Origin of the sequence: Propioniciclava sp. MC1595, assembly GCF_017569205.1 — a bacterium.
Classification (GTDB): Bacteria; Actinomycetota; Actinomycetes; order Propionibacteriales; family Propionibacteriaceae; genus Propioniciclava.
The window spans coordinates 2,637,918-2,663,789 of sequence record NZ_CP071870.1; the positions used below are offsets into that span (position 1 = coordinate 2,637,918).

At 72.4% G+C, this 25,872-nt stretch carries 27 protein-coding genes; 15 read left to right on the forward strand and 12 right to left on the reverse strand.

Annotated features, from left to right (window positions below; translation table 11 throughout):
- Window positions 1-27: 27 nt before the first annotated feature.
- Window positions 28-342, reverse strand: a complete 315-nt coding sequence (locus J4N02_RS12765; RefSeq protein WP_131168407.1) for a lactococcin 972 family bacteriocin — start codon at window positions 340-342, stop codon at window positions 28-30.
- Window positions 343-490: 148 nt separating this feature from the next.
- Between J4N02_RS12765 and J4N02_RS12770 the strand changes: the two genes are divergently transcribed.
- Complete coding sequence (locus J4N02_RS12770; protein ID WP_188332922.1) at window positions 491-2,917, forward strand: TIM-barrel domain-containing protein; 2,427 nt, start codon at window positions 491-493, stop codon at window positions 2,915-2,917.
- On the opposite strand, the gene J4N02_RS12775 is transcribed toward J4N02_RS12770, so the two are convergent.
- Both J4N02_RS12775 and J4N02_RS12780 read right to left on the reverse strand, forming a co-directional pair.
- Window positions 2,897-4,933 (reverse strand): YhgE/Pip domain-containing protein, encoded by a 2,037-nt coding sequence (locus J4N02_RS12775; protein ID WP_208090966.1) that lies wholly within the window; start codon window positions 4,931-4,933, stop codon window positions 2,897-2,899. The two genes, J4N02_RS12770 and J4N02_RS12775, sit on opposite strands and share 21 nt — an antisense overlap.
- 8 nt (window positions 4,934-4,941) lie before the next feature.
- Window positions 4,942-5,586 carry an ATP-binding cassette domain-containing protein gene (locus J4N02_RS12780; RefSeq protein ID WP_188332923.1) on the reverse strand — a complete coding sequence of 215 codons (645 nt, stop codon included), beginning with the start codon at window positions 5,584-5,586 and terminating at the stop codon, window positions 4,942-4,944.
- Between the two features lie 57 nt (window positions 5,587-5,643).
- Between J4N02_RS12780 and J4N02_RS12785 the strand changes: the two genes are divergently transcribed.
- Entirely contained in the window at window positions 5,644-6,279 is a 636-nt protein-coding gene (locus J4N02_RS12785; RefSeq protein ID WP_188332924.1) for a TetR/AcrR family transcriptional regulator, read from the forward strand.
- On the opposite strand, the gene J4N02_RS12790 is transcribed toward J4N02_RS12785, so the two are convergent.
- Window positions 6,267-7,073, reverse strand: a complete 807-nt coding sequence (locus J4N02_RS12790) for an isoprenyl transferase (RefSeq protein WP_188332925.1) — start codon at window positions 7,071-7,073, stop codon at window positions 6,267-6,269. The genes J4N02_RS12785 and J4N02_RS12790 overlap by 13 nt on opposite strands.
- A gap of 10 nt (window positions 7,074-7,083) precedes the next feature.
- The gene (locus tag J4N02_RS12795; protein WP_182815429.1) at window positions 7,084-8,028 is read right to left on the reverse strand and encodes an NAD(P)-dependent oxidoreductase; all 945 of its coding nucleotides are present in this window, start codon (window positions 8,026-8,028) and stop codon (window positions 7,084-7,086) included.
- Window positions 8,029-8,156: 128 nt separating this feature from the next.
- Between J4N02_RS12795 and J4N02_RS12800 the strand changes: the two genes are divergently transcribed.
- Complete coding sequence (locus tag J4N02_RS12800) at window positions 8,157-8,798, forward strand: hemolysin III family protein (protein ID WP_260519433.1); 642 nt, start codon at window positions 8,157-8,159, stop codon at window positions 8,796-8,798.
- Window positions 8,799-8,807: 9 nt separating this feature from the next.
- Here J4N02_RS12800 and J4N02_RS12805 read toward each other — a convergent pair whose 3' ends face one another.
- From J4N02_RS12805 to mca, 3 genes are read right to left on the reverse strand one after another with little or no spacing between them, the layout of a single operon-like run.
- The gene (locus tag J4N02_RS12805) at window positions 8,808-11,027 is read right to left on the reverse strand and encodes a thioredoxin domain-containing protein (RefSeq protein WP_182815425.1); all 2,220 of its coding nucleotides are present in this window, start codon (window positions 11,025-11,027) and stop codon (window positions 8,808-8,810) included.
- Window positions 11,027-11,230: a hypothetical protein gene (locus J4N02_RS12810; protein WP_188332926.1), complete on the reverse strand. Its 204-nt coding sequence runs from the start codon at window positions 11,228-11,230 to the stop codon at window positions 11,027-11,029. Before J4N02_RS12810 ends, J4N02_RS12805 begins: the two co-directional genes overlap by 1 nt.
- Window positions 11,212-12,138 (reverse strand): mycothiol conjugate amidase Mca, encoded by a 927-nt coding sequence (gene mca / locus J4N02_RS12815; RefSeq protein ID WP_208090968.1) that lies wholly within the window; start codon window positions 12,136-12,138, stop codon window positions 11,212-11,214. The genes J4N02_RS12810 and mca overlap by 19 nt, the downstream gene beginning before the upstream one ends.
- 59 nt (window positions 12,139-12,197) lie before the next feature.
- On the opposite strand from mca, the gene J4N02_RS12820 reads away from it, so the two are divergent.
- Window positions 12,198-12,602, forward strand: a complete 405-nt coding sequence (locus J4N02_RS12820; RefSeq protein WP_182815421.1) for a DUF4307 domain-containing protein — start codon at window positions 12,198-12,200, stop codon at window positions 12,600-12,602.
- Between the two features lie 14 nt (window positions 12,603-12,616).
- Window positions 12,617-13,120, forward strand: coding sequence for a transcription elongation factor GreA (gene greA, locus J4N02_RS12825; RefSeq protein WP_182815419.1), 504 nt, complete (start codon window positions 12,617-12,619; stop codon window positions 13,118-13,120).
- Here greA and J4N02_RS12830 read toward each other — a convergent pair whose 3' ends face one another.
- The 3 genes from J4N02_RS12830 to J4N02_RS12840 all read right to left on the reverse strand — a co-directional run bounded on the left by J4N02_RS12830 (window position 13,121) and on the right by J4N02_RS12840 (window position 15,704).
- On the reverse strand, window positions 13,121-13,636 hold the full coding sequence (locus tag J4N02_RS12830) for a DUF2089 domain-containing protein (protein ID WP_188332927.1): 516 nt from the start codon (window positions 13,634-13,636) through the stop codon (window positions 13,121-13,123).
- On the reverse strand, window positions 13,633-14,421 hold the full coding sequence (locus tag J4N02_RS12835) for a hypothetical protein (RefSeq protein WP_188332928.1): 789 nt from the start codon (window positions 14,419-14,421) through the stop codon (window positions 13,633-13,635). The genes J4N02_RS12830 and J4N02_RS12835 overlap by 4 nt, the downstream gene beginning before the upstream one ends.
- A gap of 65 nt (window positions 14,422-14,486) precedes the next feature.
- Window positions 14,487-15,704 (reverse strand): AI-2E family transporter, encoded by a 1,218-nt coding sequence (locus J4N02_RS12840; RefSeq protein WP_188332929.1) that lies wholly within the window; start codon window positions 15,702-15,704, stop codon window positions 14,487-14,489.
- Between the two features lie 102 nt (window positions 15,705-15,806).
- Here J4N02_RS12840 and J4N02_RS12845 point away from each other — a divergent pair, with 102 nt between their 5' ends.
- The 6 genes from J4N02_RS12845 to J4N02_RS12870 all read left to right on the forward strand — a co-directional run bounded on the left by J4N02_RS12845 (window position 15,807) and on the right by J4N02_RS12870 (window position 21,533).
- Window positions 15,807-16,484 carry a uracil-DNA glycosylase gene (locus J4N02_RS12845; protein ID WP_182815411.1) on the forward strand — a complete coding sequence of 226 codons (678 nt, stop codon included), beginning with the start codon at window positions 15,807-15,809 and terminating at the stop codon, window positions 16,482-16,484.
- 10 nt (window positions 16,485-16,494) lie between these two features.
- On the forward strand, window positions 16,495-17,166 hold the full coding sequence (locus tag J4N02_RS12850; RefSeq protein WP_188332930.1) for an HAD family phosphatase: 672 nt from the start codon (window positions 16,495-16,497) through the stop codon (window positions 17,164-17,166).
- Window positions 17,167-17,243: 77 nt separating this feature from the next.
- Window positions 17,244-18,185 (forward strand): HAD family hydrolase, encoded by a 942-nt coding sequence (locus J4N02_RS12855; protein WP_188332931.1) that lies wholly within the window; start codon window positions 17,244-17,246, stop codon window positions 18,183-18,185.
- 169 nt (window positions 18,186-18,354) lie between these two features.
- A complete protein-coding gene (locus J4N02_RS12860) occupies window positions 18,355-19,674 on the forward strand; it encodes a TerC family protein (RefSeq protein ID WP_188332932.1) in 1,320 nt (439 codons plus the stop codon).
- A gap of 124 nt (window positions 19,675-19,798) precedes the next feature.
- Window positions 19,799-20,722: a proline dehydrogenase family protein gene (locus J4N02_RS12865; RefSeq protein ID WP_188332933.1), complete on the forward strand. Its 924-nt coding sequence runs from the start codon at window positions 19,799-19,801 to the stop codon at window positions 20,720-20,722.
- A gap of 97 nt (window positions 20,723-20,819) precedes the next feature.
- Entirely contained in the window at window positions 20,820-21,533 is a 714-nt protein-coding gene (locus J4N02_RS12870) for an EcsC family protein (RefSeq protein ID WP_188332934.1), read from the forward strand.
- Window positions 21,534-21,535: 2 nt separating this feature from the next.
- On the opposite strand, the gene metB is transcribed toward J4N02_RS12870, so the two are convergent.
- Window positions 21,536-22,699, reverse strand: a complete 1,164-nt coding sequence (gene metB, locus J4N02_RS12875) for a cystathionine gamma-synthase (protein ID WP_188332935.1) — start codon at window positions 22,697-22,699, stop codon at window positions 21,536-21,538.
- A gap of 89 nt (window positions 22,700-22,788) precedes the next feature.
- Here metB and J4N02_RS12880 point away from each other — a divergent pair, with 89 nt between their 5' ends.
- From J4N02_RS12880 to J4N02_RS12895, 4 genes are read left to right on the forward strand one after another with little or no spacing between them, the layout of a single operon-like run.
- Window positions 22,789-23,217 carry a CBS domain-containing protein gene (locus J4N02_RS12880; RefSeq protein WP_182815400.1) on the forward strand — a complete coding sequence of 143 codons (429 nt, stop codon included), beginning with the start codon at window positions 22,789-22,791 and terminating at the stop codon, window positions 23,215-23,217.
- Window positions 23,214-23,657, forward strand: coding sequence for an acylphosphatase (locus J4N02_RS12885; protein WP_188332936.1), 444 nt, complete (start codon window positions 23,214-23,216; stop codon window positions 23,655-23,657). The genes J4N02_RS12880 and J4N02_RS12885 overlap by 4 nt, the downstream gene beginning before the upstream one ends.
- Window positions 23,654-24,376, forward strand: a complete 723-nt coding sequence (locus J4N02_RS12890) for a response regulator transcription factor (protein WP_188332937.1) — start codon at window positions 23,654-23,656, stop codon at window positions 24,374-24,376. Before J4N02_RS12885 ends, J4N02_RS12890 begins: the two co-directional genes overlap by 4 nt.
- A complete protein-coding gene (locus tag J4N02_RS12895; protein ID WP_208090969.1) occupies window positions 24,376-25,869 on the forward strand; it encodes a HAMP domain-containing sensor histidine kinase in 1,494 nt (497 codons plus the stop codon). The genes J4N02_RS12890 and J4N02_RS12895 overlap by 1 nt, the downstream gene beginning before the upstream one ends.
- Window positions 25,870-25,872 lie beyond the last annotated feature (3 nt).

The following is a 25,872-nucleotide window of genomic DNA, read 5'->3' on the forward strand; positions in this document are numbered from 1 at the left end:
GGCAGCGGGGGGCGGTCGCGGACGGGATCAGGGCTTGTTCCAGTACGTGTAGCAGGTGTACGCGGCACCTGCCCACGAGGAGGCGCGCGACCAGTACCCGGCATTCGCGTAGTCGGTGTCGTACGCGCGGGAGATCATGGCCGTCGAGGAGTGGTAGGCCGAGTTGTGCTTGTAGTCGGAGTAGCAGGTCTTCGGCGGCCAGATCTGCAGGTAGGAGCCGTAGCTCCACGTGCCGCCACCCACGGTGGCGGTGGCTGCTTGGGCGCCGGCGGCCGCGCCGCCGGCGAGGATGGCGGTCGCGGCGGCGATGGCCGCTCCTGTGCGGATGGTGCTTCCCTTCATGGTGTCTCCTGTTGTTGGGGGGTAGGGACGAGCTCAGGTTAGGGACAGCGGCGCCCGGCGCGGAACGGGCGCGGGGCAGGTTCCGTCGAAAGTCGAGGCGCTCCGGCCAAGAGACGTCGTACCAAAGAACGACGGCTACCGTGGGGCCATGGCCCTGCCCGAGCGCTTCCGCCCGACCACCACGCCCTTCACCGACCCGGCCCAGGTGCTGGTCGGCCCCACCTGGCGCATCACGGTGCTCACCGAACGGCTGCTGCGGCTGGAGTGGTCCGATGACGGCCAGTTCGAGGACCGGGCGACCCAGGTGGTGTGGAACCGCGACCTCCCCGCGGTGCCGTACGAGGTGTCCCACGACGGCGACGCGCTCCAGCTGTCCACGCGGGGCCTGCAGCTGTCCTGGGACGGCCGGCGCTTCTCCCCCGGCGGCCTGCAGGTCCGCCAGCCCGGCGTCCGCGACTGGCGCAGCGTGTGGCACTACGGCGACCCCGAGACCGTGCAGGAGCGCGAGGCCGGCTGGCACGTCGGCAACCTCGGCGGCACGGCCCGCACCCTCGACGAGGCCGACGGCGCCGTCCCGCTGGAGAAGGGGTTGGTCAGCGCCTTCGGGTTCGCGACCCTGGACGACTCCGGCTCGCTCGCGCTGGACGACGTCGGCTGGCCCACCCCGCGCGAGGGCGAGGTCGACCTCTACCTGTTCGTGCACGGCTACGACGCGCCTGCCGCGCTGCGCGACTTCCACGCCCTCACCGGCCCCACGCCGCTGCTGCCCCGCTGGGCGCTGGGCAACTGGTGGTCGCGCTACCACCCCTACACCTCCGGCGAGTACGTCGCCCTCATGGACCGGTTCGCCGACGAGGGCCTGCCGTTCTCCGTCGCGGTCATCGACATGGACTGGCACTGGGTCGACATCGACCCACGCCACGGCTCGGGCTGGACCGGCTTCTCCTGGAACACCGACCTCATCGGCGACCCGGAGGCGTTCCTGGCCGCCCTGCACGCCCGCGGCCTCACGGTCTCGCTCAACCTCCACCCAGCCGACGGAGTCCGCTCGTTCGAGGACGCCTACCCGCGCCTCGCCGAGCGGCTCGGGCTCGACCCCGGCGCCGGCGACCCGATCCCGTTCGACGTCGCGAACCCCGACTTCATGGAGGCCTACTTCGACGAGGTCCTGCACCCGCTGGAGGCCCAGGGCGTCGACTTCTGGTGGGTCGACTGGCAGCAGGGCGGCGCCTCGTCGATCCCCGGCCTGGACCCCCTGTGGCTGCTCAACCACCTCCACTTCCTCGACGCCGGACGCGACGGGCGGCGTCCGATCACGTTCAGCCGGTACGCCGGACCGGGCTCGCACCGCTACCCCGTGGGCTTCTCCGGCGACACGGTGACGTCGTGGGCGTCGCTGGACTTCCAGCCGTGGTTCACCGCGACCGCGGCCAACATCGGCTACGGCTGGTGGAGCCACGACATCGGCGGGCACATGTTCGGCGAGCGCGACGACGAGATGGTGGCCCGGTGGGTCCAGCTGGGCACGTGGTCGCCGATCAACCGCCTGCACTCGACGTCGAGCCCGTTCCAGGGCAAGGAGCCGTGGAACTTCGGCGTCGAGGCCCGCGAGGCGATGACGGACGCCCTGCGGCTACGGCACCGCCTCGTGCCCTGGCTGCACACGATGAACGAGCGCGCCCACCGCGCCGGGGAGCCGCTCGTGCGGCCGGTCTACCACGCCGACCCGCGCCCGGAGTCGGTGCTGCACGGGTCGGGGGCGTTCCTGTTCGGCGCGGGCCTGCTGGTCGCGCCGCTGACCACGCCCGCCGACCGGCGCACGCGCCGGGCAGCGGTCACCACGTGGCTGCCCGCGGGCACCTGGCACGACTGGTACTCGGGGCTGCGCTACACCGGCGGCCGGTTCGTCACCTTCCGCCGGCCTCTGGAGACCTACCCCGTGCTCGCCCGCTCGGGCACGATCGTGCCCCTCGTGGACGGCGACGACCTGTCGGTGGCCAACCCCGCGGCCCTGCACGTGCGGGTGTTCGCCGGCGCCGACGGCGAGTTCGTGCTCTACGAGGACGACGACGCCGGCGAGCCCACCACCTGCCGCACGCGGCTGTCGTGGAACCAGGCCGACGGGCTGTTCACCATCGACCCGGTGGTGGGCGACGCCTCCGTGCTGCCGGCCGTGCGCCGCTGGCGGGTGTCGGTGACCGGGCTGGCGCCCAGCGACACCGGCGCAGCCCCGGAGGCGAGCACGACCTACGACCACGCGACGGGCACCGTGACCGTCGACCTGGGCGTCGTGGACCCGGCCCGCGGGGCGTCCTTCGACTTCGCGCTGCTGCCCACGGCGTCCGACCAGCGGCTGGACGAGCGGCTGTTCGCCGCCGTCAACGACCTGCAGGTCAGCTACATCGACAAGCACGCGCTGTGGGGGTTCCTCGAGGCCAACCCCGGCCGGGTGGCCCGCGTGGCGGGGCTGGCGAGCCTCCCGATCGCAGACGACATCAAGGACGTCGTGGGCGAACTGCTGTTGGCCGACCTCGCCGCCGAGGCGTCGTCGACGTCAGCCGAGCCCGGGCCGTAGGTCGCTCGGACGGAAGCGGCGGCGGCGGTGGATCACGGCCACGAGCAGGCCGAGACTTGAGGCGAACAACACGCCCATGAGGGCCAGGTCGGCCACCAACCGGTCGAGCGGTCCGCCGGAGATGGCGATCCGGAACGCGTCGATGGTGTAGGTCATCGGCATGAGGTGGCCGATCCACGCGAAGAACGGCGGCAACAGCTCGGGCGGATAAGTCCCCCCGGTCGACGTGAGCTGGATGATGAGCACCACCAGGAGTGCCGCCGTGGCCACGAAGCCGAGCGCGGTCCGCAGCAGGTGGGCCACGGCCGAGAACGCCAGCGCGACGGCCGTGACCGCGACCACCATCCACACGGGGTGGACGGGGTCGAGCCCCAGGCCGAGCCACGACGCGGCCAGCATCAGCCAGCCGGCCACGACGCTCAGGCCGCCGATCGGCAGCCAGGCTGTGAAGGCGGTCCGCAGGTCGCTGGCGCGGCCCGCGATGACGCGGCCGGTCGTCGGCCGGACCACCATGAACGCCGAGATGCCCAGCACCCACAATGCGATGGAGAAGAACAGCGGAGCCAGCCCGCGGCCGTAGACATGCGCCGGGTTGTCGACGGTCATCGTGACGTCGACGGGCGCGGCGAGCACTTGGGCGGCATCGGCCTGCTCGTCGGCGGTCAGTACCGGCAGGCGGGCCACGCCGTCGGCCAGCCCGGCCGAGAGCTCGTGCGCGCCGGACGCCAGCCTCCCGAGCCCGTCGTCCAGGGACGCTGCGCCTTCGGCGAGCGCGTGCAGCCCGGTGGCCAGGGTGGACGCCCCGCCCGTGAGCTGGTCGACGCCGGTGCGCAGGTCGCCGAGGCCCTGCGCGAGCTTGCGTGCGCCTCCGGCGGCCGCGATGCTGCCGCGGTGCAGGTCGGCCGCCCCGGCAGCGACCTGCTGGGCGCCGTCGTTGAGGGCGTCCACCTTGTCCTGAGCCGTGCGTGCCTTCGCCCCGAGGTCGCCAATGCGCTGGCCGACGTCCGCCACCGCCTCAGAGAAGTCACCGACGCGTCCGCGCAACCGCTGGAACGCCGGGTCGTCGGCGAGCTCCGGATGGGCCGCGGCGAGGGCGTCCAGCTCGGGGAGGAGCGCCGCATCGGCCTCGGTGAGCCGCGCCTGGGCGTCCGGCAGCTTGACCGCGGCCAGCGCGAGGACGGGGTCGACGGCGTCCGCGAGCTGCTGGGTGCCTGCGGCGACCTGGGCCGACCCGGAGGCGAGGCGTCCCGCGCCGTCGTCGAGGCGCTCCAGACCGGCGGCCAGGTCGTCCGCGCTGCCCTCCGCGGTACGGGCCCCGGTGGCGAGGCGGGACGCCCCGGTCGCGAGCTCGTCGGCGCCCGTCGCCGCCTGGCTGGCGCCGTCGTGGAGCCGGCTGCTGCCCTCACGCGCCTGGATGAGCCCTGCCTCGAGTTGCGCGGCACCGTCGGACGCGCTGGCCATGCCCTCCCGGATCGTGGCGAGGTTGGCGAAGACGGCCTCGAAGTAGCTGCGCACGGCCGTCTCGTCGATGGCCCGCGCGATGCTGTTCTGGGCGCTGTTGGTGATCGTGCCGATCACGAAGCCGTTGGCGTCGTTGCGGCGCAGCATGATCGCGGCCCGGCGCGGATCGGCGCCCTGGCCGCTGACCAGATCGGCCGAGAAGGACTCAGGAACGGTGATGACGAGGTAGTACCGGCCCCGGGAGAGGCCCTCCTCGGCGTCCCGGGCGTCGGTGTCGCGGAAGTCGAAGGTGCCGGCCCGGTGCAGGCTGGTGACGAAGTCCTCGCCCGCGGCGACGCGCCTGTCGCCCACGGTGGTGGGGATGTCCTCGTTGACCACCGCGACGGGCACGTGGTTGAGCCGGCCGTACGGATCCCAGTTGCCCGAGAGGTAGATGCAGCCGTAGAGCAGCGGGATCAGCAGGATGAACACGATGGCGAGGCGGGGCAGCGGCCCACGCAGCCGCTTGAGTTCGTAGCGCGCCAGGGTGAGGGGGTTGCGGGCGGAGTCGAACACGGGGCTCCTCAGCTGAGGTCGATGATTGTCGCGCCTGCCGGGACGGCGGCGCGCTCGGTGGTGGCCGCGATGACGCTCGTGCCGGACGCCGCCAGCGCGGCGATCCCGCGCCAGAGGGCGGCCTGCTCATCGAGGGTGGCGTCATGGTCGAGGTCGTCCAGGACGACGAGATCGGCCGGCCGGACGCAGGCCAGCGCCACGGCGGCCCGCGTCTGGTCGACCGGGGGCAGGTCGCCGTACAGGGCGTCCGGGTCGACGTCGAGGCCCATCAGTTCGGCGGCCGACGCGAAAGCGGCGTGGCGCTGACGGGGTGCCCCGGCGTCCAGGAGGCTGCGTTCGGTGATGCACTCCGCGACGGTCAGGGTCGGCTCCGGGCCGATCAGGTCGGCGACCCGGGCCACCGACGTAACCTGCCGGACAGGCCCGGGGTGCCGGACAGCGTCGAGGCCTGACACCAGCAGCGTTCCGGTGACGCCTCGCATGCGCCCCGTGAGGGACAGCAACAGGGTGGACTTCCCCGCGCCGCTGGGGCCCACGACCGCGCCGTACCCGGAGACGGGCAGGTCGACGTCCAGGCCGGCGAAGACGGTGGTGCGGCCGGCCGTCAGGCGCAGCGCCCGGGCGAGCACGATCGGGCGGGGTGTGTCGTCCATCACATTAGTGAGCGTACTCATTTATGAGTATGATCACAAAATGGGTAGCGTGGAGCCATGCAGACCCTCGGACGCCGCGAGCGCAACAAGGCGGAGAAGCGCGACCGCATCGTGTCGGCCGCCTCCCGGCTGTTCGCCCAGCACGGTTTCGCCGCCACCACCACCCAGCAGGTCGCCGCCGACGCGGACGTCGCCGACGGCACCCTGTTCCGCTACGCCCCCACCAAGATCGAGCTGTTGCTGATGGTCACGAACGAGCGCCTGGCCCCGCTCCTGGACGCGGGGCGCCAAGCCGCGCAGGCGCGCCGGCCAGCCGAGGTCGTGGCGGCGATCCTCGACGTCGTCGGCCCGCTCGCTGCGCTCGCGGACGCCGAGCCCGACACCGTGGGCCCCTACCTGCGGGAGGTGATGTTCGGCACGGCCGGGCCGCACCGCACCGAGGCCCTGACCCTGTTCGACGACCTCGTCCACACCATCGCCGACCTCCTCCGGCCCCACGTCGCCGTCGGCGACCTGCCCCCGGGCCTCGACCTGCCCGAAGCAGCCCGCTGGGTGTTCTCGACGCTGAGCAGCGAGGTGCTCCGCGCGGTGGTCGGACGCGGTGCGCCCGACACGGCGGCCAGCCTGCAAGCACACATCCGGGTCCTGCTGCGGGGCCTCGGCGTCCGCCTCGAGGGGGGTCAGCGCCCGTAGCGGCGCTCACGGGAGGCGTAGTCACGCAGGGCGCGGAGGAAATCGACGCGCCGGAAGTCGGGCCACAGTGCCTCGCAGAAGTAGAACTCGCTGTGCGCCGACTGCCACATCAGGAAGCCCGACAGCCGCTGCTCGCCCGAGGTACGGATGATCAGGTCGGGGTCGGGGTCGCCGGCGGTGTAGAGGTGCTCGGCGATGTCGTCGATCTCGAGGCGCTCGGCCACGTCGGCGAGCGATGCGCCGTGCGAAGCCTCCTCGGCCAGCAGCTTGCGGACGGCGTCGCGCAGCTCGTGGCGGCCGCCGTAGGCGATGGCCACGTTGACCTTCAGCCCGTCGAGGGACGCCGTGTCGAACTCGGCGGCCCGCAGCGCGTCGGTCATGTCCTCGGGCAGCAGGGAGGGGTCGCCCACCAGCTTCAGCCGCCAGCGGCCGGTGGAGGCCAGCTCGACGAACAGGCGCTCGATGACGCCCAGCAGCGGCTTCACGTCGTCGGAGTTGCGGGCCAGGTTCTCGGTGGACAGCACCCAGAGGGTGACCACGCCGAGCCCGACCTCGTCGCACCACTCGACGAACTGCTTCAGCTTGTCGGCGCCGGCCTGGTAGCCGACCTCGTAGGGCTGGCCCGGGGCATTCAGCCGGGCCCAGCGGCGGTTGCCGTCGGCGAGGACGGCGACGTGGCGGGGCAGGCGGTCCCGGTCCAGCTCGGCGAGCAGCCGCTGCTCGTAGGTGGAGTAGAGCAGCCCGGCGGGGTGCAGCCGGTCGGCCACCTCGCGGGCTCGTTCGACCCAGGACATGGGTGCGAGCTTACCGGGGGACGACGTTGCGCAGCGGTTCGCCTGACCCCAGCCGGGCCAGGTTGTCGTTGATCAGCTCGTCGCTGCCGTGCGCGACGCCCCCGGCGACGTGCGGGACGAGGATGCAGTTGCGGGCGTCCCACAGGGGTCCGTCGGCCGGGTAGGGCTCGGGGTCGGCCACGTCGAGGGCCGCGCCGCCGAGCTCGCCGGCGTTGAGCGCCGCGGCCAGGGCGTCGTTGTCGATCGTGGTTCCGCGGCCCACGTTGACCACCCAGGCGTGGTCCGGGAGCAGGGCCATGCGGTCGGCGTCCAGCGCGTGGCGGGTGCTGTCGTCGTGGGGCAGGACCATGACCAGGACGTCCGTCGCCGGCAGGAGGCGCGGCAGGTCGGCGTCGGTGAACACCTCGAAGCCGCCGCGCTCCCCTGCCGTGGTCGCGATGCCGCGCACCCGGGCGCCGACGGCGGTGAACAGGCGGGCGACCTGCTCACCGATGGCGCCGAAGCCCCACACGAGGACGTCGGTGTCGATGAGCGAGCCGAGGCGTCCGGTCGGGTGGAGCGCACGCCACGTGCCGTACTCCTCGTAGGCCCAGCGGTGCTCCCGCTGGGCCGCGAGCATGCCGGGCAGCCGGAGGATGCCGGCGAGCGTGAGGGCCAGCGCCGTCTCGGCGACCGTGTACGTGTGCAGGCCGCGCCCGTTGGTGATGGTGACGCCGGGCCCGAACCCGGCGGCCAGCACCCCGTCCGGCCCCGCGGCCAGCGTCTGCACCCACCGCAGCCCGGACGCCTCCGCGGCCAGCTGGTCGGCCACCCGGGTCCGGCCGCCGACGAGGATCGCCGCGTCGGCGTCCAGGTGCTCGGCGGGCACGGGCTCGCGCTCGTCGACGGGGACGACCTCGACCCCGGCCGGGGGCTCGAACTCGAAGGGGGCGTTCGTGGTGGCGAGGATCTTCACGGGCCCCAAACTACCCCGTGGCGCCGCCCCAGACCGTAGGCTGACAGCGTGCGTTGTGCCGCACGACAGCGTGGGTTACCCTTACCTACGTGACCGTAACTTACGCTTCGTCAAGTAAGGAGGCGACCGTGGAGGAGCTGCTCCCCAAGCCGCGCCTCCGCGGGTGGTTCCACCTCGGCATGGCCCCGTTCGTGCAGCTGGCGGGCCTCATCCTGATCGTGGCCGCCCCCGCCCTCATCGCCCGCATCGGCATCGCGATCTACCTCGTCGGCGCCACCCTGCTGTTCGCCACCTCGGCCATCTACCACCGGGGAACCTGGTCGCCGCGCATGGGCGGTTTCCTGCGCCGCCTCGACCACGCCAACATCTTCATCTTCATCGCCGGCACCTACACGCCCCTGGCGCTGCTGCTCCTCGACGCCGGCCACGCCACCGTGCTGCTGACGCTGATCTGGGCCATCGCCGCCTTCGGGATCGCGTTCAAGCTCGGCTGGATGGGCGCGCCCCGCTGGCTCTACACCGGCCTCTACATCGCCATGGGCTGGGTGGCGGTCGGCTGGCTGATCCCGTTCTGGAACGCCGGCGGCCCCGTCATCGTCGCCCTCATCGTGCTCGGCGGCCTCATCTACTCCGCGGGCGCGGTCGTCTACGCGCTCAAGAAGCCCGACCCCGCCCCGGCGTGGTTCGGCTACCACGAGGTGTTCCACGTGGCCACCGTGGTGGCGGCCCTGTGCCACTTCGCCGCGATCGCGCTGGTGGTGCTGCGCTGAGCTGACGCCCTACGCGCGGCTCCACAGGGCCGCGCGGGCGTCCTGAACGGTGCGTGCCGGCGCGAAGCAGACCTCGCCGCGGCAGACGTAGACGGTCTGGTCGAGACCGACCACCTCGTGCTCGTCGTACTCGTCCTCGTCGTCGTGCCCGTGGGACGCCTCGGTCTCGACCTCGGTGACCCCGCCCGACCCGCCGATGCGCGCGTGCGTGAGCTTGGCCAGCGGGGACTCCTCCGCGACGGTCCCGGCCTGCCCCACCTGCGGCGCAGGTGCGGCGCCACCGGCAGATACCTCTCCCGCCACCGGCTCACGGCCCTCGAACCACGACCCGAAGCCCTCGGTGCCCGGACGTCCCGAGACCGCGACCGTGCCCAGCGGCGCCATCCGCCACACGGCACGCGCGGCGTCGTTGAGGGGGTCGCCGGCCTCGTCGACCACGACGGCCACGGCGGGGCGCAGCCCCTTCCGGGCTTCGTCGGCCATGAGCAGGTCGGTCAGCGCGGCCGAGGCGTGCCGCGGGGCGGCCTCGACGGTGCCCCACGTGGTGCGGGCGGCGGTGTCGGCCCGGTCGAGCAGGTCGCGCCGCTCGGCGAGCAGGCCCACCACGCGCAGCGCGGAGACCAGCGCCATGGTCCCCGAAGGGGTCGGGTTGTCCTGCACGTCGCGCGGGCGCGCGAACAGGTCGCCGGCGGCCGCGTCGAAGAAGCCTCCGTCCTCGGCGCCGAAGAGCGCCACGGCGGCGTCCAGCACCTCGACGGCGCGGTCGAGCCACACCGACTCGCCGAGCACCCCGGCCAGGCGCGCGAACGCGGACGCCACGGCCCCGTGGTCCTCGGCCACGCCTGCGGCCTCGCCGGCGACGCCGTCGAGCGACGTTCGGCGCAGGGCGCCGTCGACCCAGTGGGTCTCCCACAGGTAGGTCGCGGCCCGCTCGGCCAGGTCGATCCACGAGCGCTCGCCGAAGACCAGCCCGGCCCAGAGCAGCGACTCGATCGCCCAGCCGTTCCAGGACGCGACGACCTTGCCGTCGCGCGGCGGCTCGAACCGGTTGGCGCGCACCTCGAGCAGGCGCGCCGAGACCGACTCCAGCCGGGCGACGTCAGGCGCGCCGCGCAACTGCAGCGTCGATAGCCCGTGCTCGAAGGTGCCGTCGTTGGTGACGTGGAAGACCTTGCCCGCCCAGTCGGCGTCCTCCTCGCCGAGCGCGTCGACGAGCAGCGAGGGGTTCCACACGTAGTAGATGCCCTCGTGGGCCATGCCGCGGATGTCGGCGGAGTCGGCGTCCAGCGACGCGGCGAAACCGCCGCCCTCGACGACCATCTCGCGCTCGAGCCAGCCCACGATCCCGCGGACCACGCGCTCGAAGAGCCAGCGCAGGCCGGTCTCGTGCTGCGGCGTCCGGCGCCACCCGCGCACGTACGAGCCGAGCAGCAGGGCGTTGTCGTAGAGCATCTTCTCGAAGTGGGGCACGACCCAGCCGGCGTCGACGGCGTAGCGGTGGAACCCGCCGCCCACCTGGTCGTGGATGCCGCCGCGCGCCATCGCCTCGAGCGTGCGCTGGGCCAGGTCGAGCGAACCTGCCTCGCCCTTGACGAGCAGCGCGTCCACCAGCATCGGCGCGGGGAACTTCGGCGCCCCGCCGAACCCGCCGTGGAGGAGGTCGAACTCGGCGCTCACGGCGTCCAGCAGTTCCCACACCCCCGGCGAGGCGGACGCCGCGGGCAGCGCGTTGATCTGGGCCAGCTGGGCGACGATCGCGGAGGCGGACTCGAGTACCTCGCCCTGCCGGTCGCGCCAGGCCTCGCCGAGCGCGGTGACGACCTGCGTGAACGACGGCAGGCCCTGCGCGGGCTCGGGCGGGTAGTAGGTGCCGGCGAAGAAGGGTTGGCCGTCGGGGGTCGCGAACACCGTCATCGGCCAGCCGCCGTGCCCGGTCAGGGCCTGGGTGGCGCGCATGTAGACCGCGTCCACGTCGGGGCGCTCCTCGCGGTCGACCTTGACCGGCACGAAGAACTCGTTGACGAGCGCGGCCGCCCCGGCGTCCTCGAACGACTCATGGGCCATGACGTGGCACCAGTGGCACGCCGAGTAGCCGACCGAGATCAGCAGCGGCACGTTGCGCCGGCGCGCCTCCTCGAACGCCTCGGGCCCCCACGGCCACCAGTCGACCGGGTTGGTGGCGTGTTGCAGGAGGTACGGGCTGGTCTGGGTGGCGAGCCGGTTCACCATCAGAGCTTGGGGTCGCCCGGGGCGTCGGTGTCGGTGGAGTCGCCCATCAGGCCGTCCTCGGCCGCGAAGCGGGCGGCGCGCTTGAGGTGGCGGCGCATGCTCAGGAACAGCAGCAGGAGGACCAGCAGCAGCAGCGCGGCGGCGCCCAGCGGCGCCCAGCTCGGCGCGAGGTCGCGCCCGAGACCTAGATCGAGTAGAACCACGCCTCCACCCTATCCGTCTCGTGGCAGCACTCGACGCCGGCGAACAGGTCCTCCTCGGGCAGGGTCGTGGCGACCCGCGAGCGGGCGAGCTGGAAGTCCTCGGTGGGCCACGCCATCTGCTGGACCGTGAGCGGGATCGCGAACCAGAACCCGTCGGGGTCGACCTGCGTGGCGTGGGCCCGCAGGGCGTCGTCGCGGACCGGGTACTGCTCCGCGCACGCGATGAACGTCGTGAGGCGCTCGGCCTGGGTCGGGTCCTCGGGCCAGTTGGCCAGGCGCTCGCGGTAGGGCGACTCCAGGCCGTGCTCGTGCATGGCGGCATCCAGCGCGACGGCCCGCTGCCGGTGGAACGTCATGTGGTAGTACACCTTGGCCACCGGCCAGGGCGCCCCCTCGACGTCGGCGTCCGCCTCGGCAGCCAGGTCGACGGCCCGCAGCGTGACCTGGTGGGTCATGATGTGGTCGGGGTGCGGGTAGCCGCCGTTCTCGTCGTAGGTCAGCACCACGTGCGGGCGGAACTCGCGCATCACCGCGGCCAGCGCGGCCCCCGCCTCGTCGAGGTCGGCCAGCGCGAAGCAGCCGTCGGGCAGCGGGGGCAGCGGGTCGCCCTGGGGCAGGCCCGAGTCGACGTAGCCCAGCCAGCGGTGCTGCACGCCGAGGATCTCGGCGGCGCGCGCCATCTCGTCCACGCGCATGGCGGTGATGTTGGCCCAGTTCTCGGGGGTGTCGACGGCCGGGTTGAGGATGTCGCCGCGCTCGCCGCCGGTGCAGGTGACGACCATGACCTCGACGCCCTCGGCGACGTACTTGGCCATCGTCGCCGCACCCTTGCTCGACTCGTCGTCGGGGTGCGCGTGCACCGCCATCAACCGCAGCGGCTCGCCCGCCTTGTCCACCCTCACAGCCATGTCGGCCATTCAACCACCCCGGTTGGCCCACCCCGCGGCGCCCCCGGCACAATGGACCCATGACCGCGACCGAGTCCGACGCCCAGCGCATCGCGCGCCGCTACCCGCCGAGCAGGGCGCCGAAGTGGCTGTGGGTCGTCGTGGCCGCCGTGATCGCCGGCGTCGGCGGCACGTGGCTGCTGTGGTCGGCGGCCTACGGCGCGAACCCGCCGATCAGCGCGAAGATCGTCACCTGGGAGGTCACCTCCGACTCCACCATGGACGTCCGCGTCACCACCCAGCGCCCCGACCCCTCGCGCCCGGCCGTGTGCACGGTCACCGCGCAGGCCGAGTCCTACGAGACGGTGGGCCAGTACGACATCGAGCTCGGCCCCGGCACCGAGGAGCTCGAGCACCACGACATCGAGCTCAAGACCTTCAAGCGCGCCACCTCGGTCAAGATCCTCGCCTGCACACCCCGCTGAGCTAGGCTGGTCGAATGTCTGAAGCAGCACAGTCCACCGTGTGGCTCACCCAGGAGGCGTACGACAAGCTCGCGGGTGAGCTCGAGTTCCTCAAGGGTGAAGGCCGCCGCACGGTGTCGGCCAAGATCGCCCAGGCACGCGACGAGGGCGACCTGTCCGAGAACGGCGGCTACCACGCCGCGCGCGAGGAGCAGGGCCAGCAGGAGGCGCGCATCCGCCAGCTCGAGGCCATGCTGAGGGACGCCCACATCGGCGAGCCCGAGGCCGCCAACGAGGTGACGCCGGGCATGACCGTGACGATCTGCTACGACGGCGACGAGGACGACACCGACACGTTCCTGCTCGGCTCCCGCGAGCTCATGGGCGTGACCGACACCGAGGTCGAGGTGTTCAGCCCGCAGTCCCCGCTGGGCGCGGCCGTCGTCGGCGCCACCAAGGGCCAGACCGTCTCCTACGAGGCGCCCACCGGCAAGACCATCGAGGTCACCGTCCTCGACTTCAAGGTCTACACCGGCTGATCAGCGCAGCTTGCTGAGCAGGTCGGCGGCCACCGCCGGCGACAGCGTGCCCGCCGCGACCTGCGCGAGCACCTGGTCGCGCACCCCGTCGGGGGTCTCGGACGCCGCTGGCTGCGGTCCGTCCTCCCCCGGCTCCCCATCCCGGACGCCCTCCTCCGCGGGGGCGTCCTCGTGCGTCGGGGCCGGGTCGTGGCCGGCCGCGACGTCGGCGTCCGGGATCGTCTCGGGGCCCGCCTCGGCGAGCCAGCCCAGCCGCTCGAGCAGGTCGTTGAACCGCGCCCGCGCCGTGGGGTAGCTGACGCCCAGGTGGGACTGCAGCTCCTTGAGGTTGCCGCGCGAGACGAGGAACACCTTGAGGGCCTCGAGGTCGGCGTCGTCGAGCGCGCAGAACGGGCAGGGGGCGAACTGGCCGACGAGCTCGGTGCCGCAGCCCGAGCAACCCAGCCGCGTGGTCACCAGCGCGTCGCCGCAGACCGGGCAGTCGGCCAGGGCGCGGTGCGTGTGGGGGGCGGTCACGACTCGGACCGCCGCACGGTCGCGCTGCCCATGACGACCTCGAGGTCGAGGCGGGCGGTGCCGTTGCCGAAGACGACCTCGTCGGGGGCGCCGCCGTCGTCGGGCCACACGACGCGGCCGAGCTGGGTCTGCGAGCGCACGGTCACCGAGGAGCGCTTCTCGAGCGTGACAGTGAGCGAGCCGGACTCGATCTTCACCCGCGAGCGGCCCGCGTTGATCGGTCCCTCGATGCTGCCCGAGCCGGCCTGGATGAGGACGTCGGTGAGCCGGCGCACGCCCTTGATCGCGGCGCCGCCCGCCGTCACGCGCACACGGCCCAGGAACGGCACGCCGCTCACGTTGAGGCTGCCGGCGGTGAGCTCGACGTCGACCTCGATCGCCGGGTTGACCCGCACGGTCAGACCACGGGCGAAGGTGAGGCCACGCAGGTCCTCGAGGCTCTTGGGCGGGTTGAGCACGTTGAAGCCCTCGAGCTTGGGGCCGACCTCGCCGTCGGCGGAGATCTCGAGCACGTCGCCCTGACGGCGCAGCACGTGCTCGCCGGTGACCGACGCGGTGGCGACGGAGGCGTCGCCGACCACGGTGACGCGGCGCCCGACGGCGCGGATGGTGACGCGCTCGGTGCCCTTCACGCCGGTCGGGCCGGCCGGCTCGTCGACCTCGGGCTCGGCGTCGGCGGGGGCCTGCTTCTTCTGGGCCGCCTCGATGCGGCGGGCCGCCTCGGCGGCGTCGATGGTGCCGGCCGCGAGGTCGGCGAGGATCTGGCTGAGATCGGGGTCGCTCATACCAAAATGCTAAGCCCGGTTTTCCATTTGCGAAAGGCGCCGGGCCCCTGAGGCGACCCTGAGGCTCAGGCGGTCGCCGGCGCCAGCGGGAGCGGGTCGGGCTCGTCGGACTCGAGCACGTCGACACCCGGCGACTCCGGGTTGCGCAGCGCGCGCAGGAAGGCGACGCCGAACGCCAGGACGGGGATCGCCAGCAGGGCGCCGAGGATGCCCGAGACGATGGCGCCCGCGGTGATGCCGAGCAGCACCGCCAGCGGGTGCAGGTCGACGGCCTTGCCCATCACGAGCGGCTGGAGGAACGTGCTCTCCAACTGCATGACCAGGATCACCGCGCCCAGCATGATCAGCGCCTGCACCCAGCCGTGCGTGACGAGGGCGAGCACGACCGCGACCGCGCCGGCCACGGTGGCGCCCACGATCGGGATGAAGGACAGGAAGAACGTCAGCGCGAACAGGGCCGCCACCAGGGGCACCTGCAGGAGGAGCGCGGCGAGGGCGACGCCGGCGGCGTCCACCGCCGCGACGATGACGGCCGAGCGCATGTAGGCCACCAGGGACGTCCAGCCGCGCAGGGCGGCGTGGTCGACCGAGGCCCGGTACTGGCGGGGCACGAGCGTCTCGACCGATCCGGCGAAGATGCGGCGGCCCTGGTAGGCGAAGAAGAAGGCGGCCACGAGCGCGGTGGCCAGCCCGGCGAAGAAGTTGCCGAAGGCCGCGCCCACGGACGCCGCGGCCCCGGCCAACGAGGAGGCCTGGGTCTGGAGCCAGGCGGTGCCCTGGGCGATCCAGTCGTTGAGGCGGGCGTCGTCGATGCCGAACGGCAGGGTGCCCAGCCAGGCGACCAGCGCCTGGAAGCCCTCGCGCGACTGCTCGAGCAGCTCGGGCCACTCGGCGGCCACCTGGGTTCCGACGAAGGTCAGCAGGCCGCTGACCACCACGACGAGGAGCAGGAGGGAGACGATCGCGGACAGCGCGGCCGGCCAGCCCCAGCGGCGCAGCAGCGTGACGAGCGGGTAGAGCATGGCGGCGAGCAGGATGGCCATGCCGACCGGCACGGTGATCTGCGAGAAGTAGGCCAGCACCTGGAACAGCGCCACCACGGCGACACCGAGCAGCAGCAGCCGCCACGCGTAGCCGGCGGCGACGGTGAGCCCGCGGGGCACGTCGGGCTCGAGGTCGACCCGGCGGTCCGGGGCGGGGACCGGCACTTGGACGACGACGGGCTCGGCCGGCGGGGTGGGCTCGGTGCCGAGCAGGCGGCGCAGGGTGGGGATCAGCGTCACGGGTGGGCTCCTTCCAGCACCGTCAGCCTAGACCCGCCCCCGCCGCCCGGACGCCGCGCGCGCCGGGCCGGACCGAGCCCGCGCCGGGCTAGCCTGAGCCCCGTGACCGCACGCCCGCTCGCCGACCTCGTGGCCCCCGACTGGGCCGACGCCCTCGCCCCCGTCGCCGACCGCGTGACCGCGATGGGCGCCTTCCTCCGCCAGGAGATGGCCGCCGGGCGCTCCTACTTGCCCGCCGGGGAGAACGTGCTGCGCGCCTTCACCCGCCCGCTCGCCGACGTCCGCGTGCTGGTCGTCGGACAGGACCCCTACCCCACGCCGGGGCACGCCGTCGGGCTGTCCTTCTCGGTCGCGCGCGACGTGCGCCCGATCCCGCGCAGCCTGCAGAACATCTACGCCGAGCTGTCCGCCGACCTCGGCATCCCGCCCGCCGAGCACGGCGACCTCAGCGCCTGGTTCGAGCGGGGCGTCCTGCTGCTGAACCGGTGTCTGACGGTGCGGCCGGGGGCGCCGGCGTCACACCGCGGCAAGGGGTGGGAGGAGGTCACCGACCGCGCGATCGAGGCGCTCGTCGAGCGGGGCGGGCCGCTGGTCGCGATCCTGTGGGGCCGGGACGCCCAGGGCCTCACCCCGCGCCTGGGGCAGGTGCCGGTGATCGCCTCCGCGCACCCCTCACCGCTGTCGGCCCGGTCGGGCTTCTTCGGGTCGCGCCCGTTCTCGCGCGCCAACGCGGCGCTTACCGCCCAGGGGGCCGACCCGATCGACTGGCGGCTGTCCTAGGCTGACGGGCATGGAAGCTCTCCCCCACGCAATCGTCTTCGACATGGACGGCACGCTCACCGACTCCGAGGAGGAGTGGGACGTCGTGCGCCGCGGGCTCGCCGCCGCCGACGGCGTCCCGTGGCCCGAGGGGGCCACGCAGGCGATGATGGGCATGAGCACCCGGGAGTGGTCGACGTACCTCGTCGAGGCGGTCGACCTGCGGGGCACCCCCGAGGAGGCCGCCCAGCGCACCATCGACGGCATGGCCGCGGCCTACCGCGCCGGCCGCATCCCCGTTGTGCACGGGGCCGTGGACGCCGTGCGCCGCATGGCCGCCCTCGCCCCGCTGGCCGTGGCGTCCAGTTCCCCGCGCACGCTGATCGAGGCGGGGCTGGAACTGCTGGGCGTCCGCGACCTCGTGGGGGTGGTCGTCTCCACCGAGGAGGTGGAGCGCGGCAAGCCGCACCCGGACGGCTTCCTCGCCGCGGCGTCCCGCCTCGGGGTCGACCCGGCCGCCTGCGTGGCGGTCGAGGACTCGACCAACGGCGTCCGTTCGGCCCTGGCCGCGGGCATGCGCACGGTGGTCGTCCCGCCGCGGTTTCACCCTCCGGCCGCGGAGGTGCTCGACCGCGCCCACGCCGTCATCGACGACCTGGACGCCCTCACGGTCGACCTGGTGCGGGGCCTCTTCCCGGGTTAGGCAATATCCCGCAACCTTCAGCGGGGGCACGGGCCCCGGGCGAGAATGGACCAACCCGAGCCCGAAGGAGAGCCGCTGTGAGCCAGCACCCGGAAGCCGCCCAGGTCCTCGTCGACTTCGTCCCCACCGGAGAGTTCTTCGTGGGGATCGACTCCGACGGGTGCGCGATGGACGCCATGGACATCAAGCACCAGGAGTGCTTCACCCCCGCCTACATCAAGGCCTGGGACCTGCAGCCGGTCTCGACCCTCGCCCGCCAGACGGCCCTGTTCGTGAACCTGGGCTCGATCACCCGCGGCCTCAACCGCTGGCTGGCCCTCAAGCAGCTGCTCGACCTGCTGCGCGACCGCACCGAGGTCGCCGAGCGTGGCGTGACCATCCCCGAGTACCCCGAGCTGACCGCCTTCATCGAGGCTGAGGGCTACCCGCTGTCCGACAAGGGCATCGCCGCCTACGCCGCCGACCACCCGTGCGAGACCATCGACCGCGCGATCCGCTGGGGCGACGAGGTCAACGCCCGCATCGCCGACATGGTGCACGGCTGTGGCCCGTTCCCGGGCGTGCGCGAGTCGATGCAGGCCATGCAGGACGCCGGGGTCGACCAGATGACCGTGTCGGCCACCCCGCTGCACGCGCTGGAGTACGAGTGGAACGCCCACGGCATCGCCCAGTACATGAAGGTCATCGCCGGCCAGGAGATGGGCTCGAAGGCCGAGCACGTCCAGTACGCGGCGAAGGGCAAGTACGACGCCGACAGGATCATGCTCATCGGGGACGCCCCGGGCGACCGTGACGCGGCCGCCAAGGCGGAGTGCCTCTACTACCCGATCCTGCCGGGCAACGAGAAGTACAGCTGGGCGCGCTTCCGCGACGAGGCGCTGGGCAAGTTCCTCGACGGCACCTTCGCCGGCGAGTACCAGGACTCCCTGATCGCGGAGTTCAACAGCTACCTGCCCGACGTCGTGCCGTGGGAGACCATCTCGGGCACCAAGACCGTCCCGATGCCGCGCGTCAAGTGACGCCCCAGGGCGCAGGCACGTTTGGCAACCCCGCACGTGCCTGCGCCACCCCTCGTTACACTGCTGCGAAGCCGGCCCCCGGGGTCGGCGCTGCACGAGTTGGCCGCCAGCGCTCCTGAGAGCCTGACGGGACCCGTCTCCTGCTCGTACGAACCGGAAAGGGCACCAGATGCCTGTTGTCTCCACCACGGTGTGGATCCTCACCGCCATCTTCATCATCGCGCTGCTCGCGTTCGACTTCATCTTCCACGTCCGCAAGGCGCACATCCCCACGATCGGGGAGGCCGCCAAGTGGACGGCGATCTATGTCTCCGTCGCGATCCTGTTCGGCGTGTGGGTGTGGCTCTCGATGGGCCAGAAGTCGGGTATCGAGTACTACGCGGGTTACATCACCGAGTTGAGTCTCTCGGTCGACAACCTGTTCGTCTTCCTCATCATCATGGCGAGCTTCAAGGTGCCGCGGCAGAACCAGCAGCTGGTGCTGATGTTCGGCATCGTGGTGTCGCTTATCTTCCGCACCGGGTTCATCTTCCTGGGCGCCGCGCTGATCAACAGCTTCGCGTGGGTCTTCTACATCTTCGGCCTCATCCTGCTGATCACCGCCGGCAACCTGATCAAGCCCGAGAAGGACGAGGAGGACGAGGAGTCCTCCGAGGCGAACAACTTCATCATCCGCCTGGCCAAGCGCTTCATGCACACCACCGACCACTACGACGGCGACAAGCTGTTCACGATGGAGAACGGCAAGAAGGCCATGACCCCGCTGATGCTGGTCATGATCGCCATCGGTGGCACCGACGTCATGTTCGCGCTCGACTCGATCCCGGCCATCTTCGGCCTGACCCAGAACACCTACATCGTGTTCACCGCCGTCGCGTTCTCGCTGCTCGGCCTGCGCCAGCTGTACTTCCTCATCGACGGCCTGCTCGACCGCCTGATCTACCTCAAGTACGGCCTCGCGATCATCCTGGCCTTCATCGGCGTCAAGCTGATCCTGCACGCCCTGCACGAGAACAACCTGCCGTTCATCAACGGCGGCCAGCGCGTGCCGGTCTTCGAGGTCAGCACCGAGCTCAGCCTCGGCGTCATCGTCGGCACCCTGGTCGTGGTCATCTTCTTCTCGCTGCTGTCCCCCAAGGGCAAGGCGCTCACCACGATCAAGAACACCCGCCGCCACGCCAAGCAGTACCTCGACGCGTCGTTCGAGGCCGACCCCGCACAGCGCGAGAAGCTCTACCGCTCGCTGCTGAAGGAGGAGGCCGCGCTGCTGGCCATGAACCCCAAGTACAAGGACGAGATCTTCCGTGAGCAGGAGTTGCTCGACCTGCTCGACGAGGCGCACGCCACGCACGACCGCTACGTGGACGCCAACCCCGAGCGGTTCGCGTCCCACGACCCGCTGCAGGGCCAGCCGAAGCTCGACACGGCCGCCTACCGGCGCGCGCTGGAGGACCCGGACGCCCTCGAGGGGGCCAACCCCGAGGAGTGAGAACCTCCTCCTGACAACCCGTGACGAGCCGCGCACCCCCCGGGTGCGCGGCTCGTCCGTTCGGGGATAGATTGGGTGGGCGCGGCGATCCCGCGCCACTCACACACCGTGTCAGGAGGGGTCGATGAAGAACCTGCTGTTGGCCGCCTCGCGCAACACCCACGTGCGGGACCTGGCCACGCGTCTGCCCGTCGTCCGTCGTACCGTCGACCGCTTCGTGCCGGGCGACGGGGTCGAGGACGCCGTCCGTGCGATCCGCGAGATCAGCGCCACCGGGCGCCTCGCCACCATCGACCACCTGGGCGAGGACACGACCAGCCAGGCCGAGGCGCTGGCGGCCACCGAGGCCAACATCGCGCTGATCCGCCGGCTCTCCGACGAGGAGCTGACCGACGTCGCCGAGATCTCGGTCAAGGCCAGCGCGATCGGTCAGGCGCTGCCCGGCGGGGTCGACCTGGCCGCCGAGAACGCGGGCCGCATCGTCGCCGCCGCGACCGAGGCCGGCACGACCGTCACCTTCGACGCCGAGGACCACACCACGCTCGACGGCATGCACGCCCTCGTGGACGGGCTGCGCGCGGAGTTCCCCGGCACCGGGCTGGTGCTGCAGGCCATGCTGTTCCGCACCGAGGACGACGCCCGGCACTACTCCGGGGCGGGGTCGCGCGTGCGGTTGTGCAAGGGCGCCTACGCCGAGCCGGCCACCGTCGCCCACACGACCCCGGCCGCGATCGGCGAGGCCTTCCAGCGCTGCCTGGGGATCCTGATCGCGGGCGAGGGCTACCCCATGATCGCCACCCACGATCCCAAGATGATCACCGCGGCCCTGGGGCAGCTGCTGGTCGCCGGGCGGGCCCCCGGGTCGTACGAGTTCCAGATGCTCTACGGCGTGCGCCCCGAGGAGCAGCTGCGGCTGGCGCGCGAGGGCCACCGCGTCCGGGTGTACGTGCCCTACGGCGTCGACTGGTACGGCTACTACATGCGCCGCCTGGCCGAGAAGCCGGCGAACCTCGCCCTACTGGGAAGGGCCCTGATTTCCCGGAGGTGACCCTGAATCTCCTAGCCGCCGCTTGAACCACGGTCCCGGGTACGGAAAAGTCGAGGGGTGGCCGCGCAAGCGCGCGGCGTCCGATGAAAGGGGCACCATGGGCCTGTTCGACATGTTCCGCCGCGACGAGGAGATCGAGATCACGCGCTCCGCGTTGGACGAGGCGAACGACCCCTCCGGCAACGACGACGCCATCACCGGCCTGATCAAGCAGCTGACCGGCGTGGGCATCGAGGGCGTCAGCAAGTTCTCGGGCGCCAAGGAGATCGCCGACAAGGCCCTCGCCAAGGCCAACGGTGACGTCGAGGCGGCCGTGGACGACGTCGTGCGCCAGCACCTCGTCGGCGGTGCCGCCGGCGGCTTCGTGACCTTCCTGGGTGGCTTCCTGACCATGGTCGTGGCCATCCCGGCCAACGTCTTCGAGTTCTACGTGCAGGCCACCCGCATGACCGCGGCCGTCGCGCACCTGCGCGGCTACGACGTGACCGACGACCGCATCCGCACCGCGGTGCTGCTGACCCTGGTCGGCTCCAACTCCGCCGACGTGCTCGCCAAGGCGGGCGTCTCCGTCGGCACGAGCGCCGCGCTGAACGTGGCCGGCAAGAACCTGCCGAAGTCGGCGCTCATGGTGATCCAGAAGGCCGTCGGCTTCCGCATCCTGCGGTCGGTCGGCGAGCGCGTGTTCGCCCGCGTCGGCAAGCTGGCCCCCCTCGTCGGTGGCCTCTTCGGCGCCGGCATCGACCTCGCCATGATGAAGCGCATCTCCGAGCAGGCGCGGGCCGAGTTCCCGCGCACGCTGGGCACCGTCTGAGTTCAGACCGCCTCGGCGACCCGATCGAGCCCCGCCACCAGGTCCGCGACCAGGTCGGCGGGGTCTTCGATGCCCACCGACAGGCGCACGAGGCCGGGGCGCAGGCCGGCCGCCTCCTGCACCTCGGGCGGCATCGCCGCGTGGGTCATGGAGCCCGGGTGGCAGACCAGCGACTCGACGCCGCCGAGGGACTCGGCGAGCGAGAAGTGCTCCAGCCCCGACACCAGGGCCGCCACGGCGGCCTCGCCGCCACGCACCTCGAAGGACACGATCGCGCCGAAGCCGTCCATCTGGCGCTGGGCGAGCTCGTGGCCCGGGTGGGTGGACAGGCCCGGGTAGTGCAACCGCTCGACGGCGGGGTGCAGCGACAGGGCCTCCACCACGGCCGCCGCGTTCTCCTGGTGGGCGGCCATCCGGACGCCCAGCGTCCGCAGGCCGCGCAGCGTCAGGTAGCTGTCGAACGCTCCCCCGGTGACGCCGAGGCAGTTCGCCCACCACGCCATCTGCTCGGCCATCTCGGCGGTCGCCGAGCACACGACGCCCCCGATCACGTCGGAGTGCCCGTTGAGGTACTTGGTCGAGGACTGCACGACGGCGTCCGCCCCGAACCCGATGGGGCGCTGCAGCACCGGCGAGCAGAACGTGTTGTCGGCCACCATGAGCCCGCCCCCGGCGTGCGTGGCCTCGGCCAGCGCCGCGAGGTCGCTGATGGCCAGCAAGGGGTTCGAGGGGGTCTCCACCCAGGTCAGCGCGGGCGACAGCGCGCGGACGGTGGCCGCGGCGTCCGATGCCGCCAGGTCGACCAGCCGCAGGTCGAAGCCCACCCGCCGCGACAGCGCGTCCAGCAGCCGCCACGTGCCGCCGTAGGCGTCGTGCGGGGCGACCACGGTGTCCCCCGCCGCCACCAGCGCCATCAGCGCGGTCGTGATCGCGCCCATCCCCGAGGCCGTCACCACCGCCCCGGCCGCCCCGTCGAGCTCGGCCAGCGCGTCGGCCAGGTGGCTGCGCGTCGGGTTGCCCGAGCGGGAGTAGTCGAAGCTGCGCGGGCTGCGCAGGCCGTCGAAGCGGTAGTTCGTCGACAGGTAGATCGGGGGGACGACCGCGCCCTCGGCGGTGTCCGCGTCGATGCCCGCGCGGACGGCGGCGGTGCGCCAGGATCGCTCCACGGGCCGCTCCTGTCTGTCGAGGTGGTGGACGGACCGATCATAGGGTGCGCCTCTGGCGTGGCGGTGCGGGTTCCGGGTACCGTCCCGCCATGAAGCTCGAAGACGTCATCCGCAGCAAGGGCAACTCCGTCGTCACTATCGCCCCGTCCGCCTCCGTGGCCGAGCTCGTCTCCGTCATGGCCGACAACAACATCGGCGCCGTGGTCGTCTCCGCCGACGGTCGCCACATCGCCGGCATCATCAGCGAGCGCGACATCGTGCGCGGCCTCGCCGGCTCGGGCGCCGGCCTCCTCGAGGCGACCGTGGCCGACCTCATGACCGGCGACGTCGTCGTCGGCCACCTCGAGGACCGCATCGAGGACACCGCCCACACCATGACCCACAAGCGCGTGCGCCACGTTCCGATCGAGGTCGACGGCGAACTCGCCGCGATCGTCTCCATCGGCGACGTGGTCAAGTACCGCATCGACCAGCTCACCGACGAGCGCAACCACCTGCTCGGCTACCTCCACACGTGAGCTCGGACGCCGCGGGCCTGGCCCGCGCGCTCGTCCGGGTCGACGGGCACGTTCAGGGCGTCGGCTTCCGGTGGTGGGTCTCCCGGCAGGCCGGACGCCTCGGGCTGTCCGGGTACGCCGAGAACCTGTGGGACGGTCAGGTGGAGGTGGACGTCCAGGGCCTCCCCGAGGATGTGGACGCCATGGTCGAACTGCTCACGTCGCCCAAGGCGTCCGGACGCCCGGGCCGCGTCACCGGCTTCCTGGTCGACCGGCGCCCGCCCGAGGCGTCCATCAGCGGTTTCGACATGCGCTCACCGCCGAGGGCCTGGGTCCGATCCGCCGAGGGCTTGGGTCCGATCCGCCGAGAGCTTGGGTCCGATCCGCCGAGGGCTCTCACAGGGAACGCACAGCCAACTCATGGCGTCCGGCCATGCCGGGCTGGGAGAGTGGACCCATGACAGAACGCGAGCAGCTCACCCGGGCGGATGGGACGCCCATCCGCGTGCTCACCGTGGACGACGAGCCGGCGATCACCGAACTGCTCAGCATGGCCCTGCGCTACGAGGGGTGGGATGTCACCACCGCCCACTCCGGCACGACCGCCGTGCAGGCCGCGCGCGACACGCGGCCGGACGTGCTCGTGCTCGACATGATGCTTCCCGACTTCGACGGGCTCGAGGTGATGCGCCGCGTGCGCGCCGAGCAGCCGGACGTACCTGTCATCTTTCTCACCGCCCGGGACGCCGTGGACGACCGAATCCATGGGCTGACGGCCGGCGGGGACGACTACGTCACCAAGCCCTTCTCTCTCGAGGAACTCGTCGCCCGCCTGCGCGGCCTGCTGCGCCGCTCGGGCGCGACGTTGGTCAAGCCGGGCTCGCAGCTCGTGGTCGGCGACCTCGCCCTCGACGAGGACTCTCACGAGGTGACCCGCGGGGGCGAGGAGATCCAGCTGACCGCGACCGAGTTCGAGCTGCTGCGCTACCTGATGCGCAACCCGCGCCGCGTGCTGAGCAAGGCGCAGATCCTCGACCGCGTGTGGAACTACGACTTCGGTGGCCAGGCCAACGTCGTCGAGCTCTACATCTCCTACCTCCGCAAGAAGATCGACGCGGGGCGCGAGCCGATGATCCACACGCTGCGGGGTGCGGGGTACGTCCTGAAGCCGGCCGGCTGATGGCGGAACACAAGCCCTCGGCGGATCCAACCCAAGCCCTCGGCGGAGCGGGAGTGTCGGGCAAGGGGACGCTCAGCCGCCAGCTGATCCTGTCCACCACGGCGCTGGTCGCGGTGATCGCGATCCTGCTGTCGGGGCTGACCGCGCTGTCGATGCACCGCATCCTGCAGGAACAGCTCGACGACCAGCTGGTCTCCGCCACGACCATGACGCGCGGCGAGGGACGCGGCCCGATGCTGCCCCAGGGCCGGGGCGGCCCCGGCCTGGCCCAAGGCCTCCTGTTCTACTGGCAGGGGCAGGGCGGCATCGTCCAGGTCGAGCGCGACCGCAACGTCGTGGGCAGCGACGTCGCCGCCGAGCTCGAGGCGCTCGAGCCCGACCGGACGCCCCGCACGATCGGCCTGTCCGGCCTCGGCAGCTACCGCGTCTACACCACGACGCAGGGCGGCCAGGTGCTCGTGGTCGGCCTGCCGACGTCGGCGCTGACCGCGTCGATGACCGCGATCCTCGCCGCCGCTGCGGTGCTCACCCTGCTGGCCATCGCGATCGCGTTCATCGCCGCCCGGACCGTCGTCGAGCGCAGTCTGCGCCCCCTGGCCCGGCTCACAGCGACGGCGAACCACGTCTCCCGCATGCCGCTGCACTCCGGTGAGGTCGCCGTGCCCGTCCGCGTCCCGGACGCCGACGTCGACCCCCGCAGCGAGGTCGGGCAGGTAGGGCTGGCGTTCAACCACATGCTCGACAACGTCGAAGGAGCCCTGGCCGCGCGCCAGCGCTCGGAGACCAAGGTGCGCCAGTTCGTCGCGGACGCCAGCCACGAGCTCCGCAACCCACTGGCGTCCATCCGCGGCTACGCGGAGCTCACTCGCCGCGAGCGCGCCCACCTGCCCGACACCACCGCGCACGCGTTGGGGCGCATCGAGTCCGAGTCCGAGCGCATGTCGCGCCTCGTCGAGGACCTCCTCCTGCTCGCCCGCCTCGACTCCGGCCCCGAGCTGGCCCTGCTACCCACCTCGCTGAACCAGGTAGTCGCCAACGCCGTGTCGGACGCCCGCGCGGCGGGCCCCGACCACATCTGGACCCTCGACCTGCCGGACGCCGACGTCCTCGCCCAGGGCGACCCCTACCGGCTCACCCAGGTCGTGGCCAACCTGCTCGCCAACGCCCGGACGCACACGCCGGCCGGCACCCGCGTCCACGCCTCGGTGGCCGCCGACGGGCCGGACGCCGTGGTCACGGTCACCGACGACGGCCCGGGCATCCCGCGCGAGCTCCTCGACCGGGTCTTTGAGCGGTTCACCCGCGCGGACGCCAGCCGCGTCCGGTCGGGCGCCGGTGGCCAGTCGACCGGGCTCGGGCTGGCCATCGTCGCCGCCGTGGTGGGCGCCCACCATGGGCGCGTCGAGGTGGCCTCGCGGCCGGGCCTTACCGCGTTCACGGTGCGCCTACCCCGCGCGGACGCCGACGGGCCCCCGTACGCGAACCGACCGTAGCGT

Bases quoted from the DNA above. Each gene is read 5' to 3' on its own strand.
- J4N02_RS12765 (WP_131168407.1), bottom strand. From the start codon at position 342: ATGAAGGGAAGCACCATCCGCACAGGAGCGGCCATCGCCGCCGCGACC.
- J4N02_RS12770 (WP_188332922.1), top strand. From the start codon at position 491: ATGGCCCTGCCCGAGCGCTTCCGCCCGACCACCACGCCCTTCACCGAC.
- J4N02_RS12780 (WP_188332923.1), bottom strand. From the start codon at position 5,586: ATGGACGACACACCCCGCCCGATCGTGCTCGCCCGGGCGCTGCGCCTG.
- J4N02_RS12785 (WP_188332924.1), top strand. From the start codon at position 5,644: ATGCAGACCCTCGGACGCCGCGAGCGCAACAAGGCGGAGAAGCGCGAC.
- J4N02_RS12790 (WP_188332925.1), bottom strand. From the start codon at position 7,073: ATGTCCTGGGTCGAACGAGCCCGCGAGGTGGCCGACCGGCTGCACCCC.
- J4N02_RS12805 (WP_182815425.1), bottom strand. From the start codon at position 11,027: ATGGTGAACCGGCTCGCCACCCAGACCAGCCCGTACCTCCTGCAACAC.
- mca (WP_208090968.1), bottom strand. From the start codon at position 12,138: ATGGCTGTGAGGGTGGACAAGGCGGGCGAGCCGCTGCGGTTGATGGCG.
- J4N02_RS12820 (WP_182815421.1), top strand. From the start codon at position 12,198: ATGACCGCGACCGAGTCCGACGCCCAGCGCATCGCGCGCCGCTACCCG.
- greA (WP_182815419.1), top strand. From the start codon at position 12,617: ATGTCTGAAGCAGCACAGTCCACCGTGTGGCTCACCCAGGAGGCGTAC.
- J4N02_RS12835 (WP_188332928.1), bottom strand. From the start codon at position 14,421: ATGAGCGACCCCGATCTCAGCCAGATCCTCGCCGACCTCGCGGCCGGC.
- J4N02_RS12850 (WP_188332930.1), top strand. From the start codon at position 16,495: ATGGAAGCTCTCCCCCACGCAATCGTCTTCGACATGGACGGCACGCTC.
- J4N02_RS12860 (WP_188332932.1), top strand. From the start codon at position 18,355: ATGCCTGTTGTCTCCACCACGGTGTGGATCCTCACCGCCATCTTCATC.
- J4N02_RS12865 (WP_188332933.1), top strand. From the start codon at position 19,799: ATGAAGAACCTGCTGTTGGCCGCCTCGCGCAACACCCACGTGCGGGAC.
- J4N02_RS12870 (WP_188332934.1), top strand. From the start codon at position 20,820: ATGGGCCTGTTCGACATGTTCCGCCGCGACGAGGAGATCGAGATCACG.
- J4N02_RS12880 (WP_182815400.1), top strand. From the start codon at position 22,789: ATGAAGCTCGAAGACGTCATCCGCAGCAAGGGCAACTCCGTCGTCACT.
- J4N02_RS12890 (WP_188332937.1), top strand. From the start codon at position 23,654: ATGACAGAACGCGAGCAGCTCACCCGGGCGGATGGGACGCCCATCCGC.
- J4N02_RS12895 (WP_208090969.1), top strand. From the start codon at position 24,376: ATGGCGGAACACAAGCCCTCGGCGGATCCAACCCAAGCCCTCGGCGGA.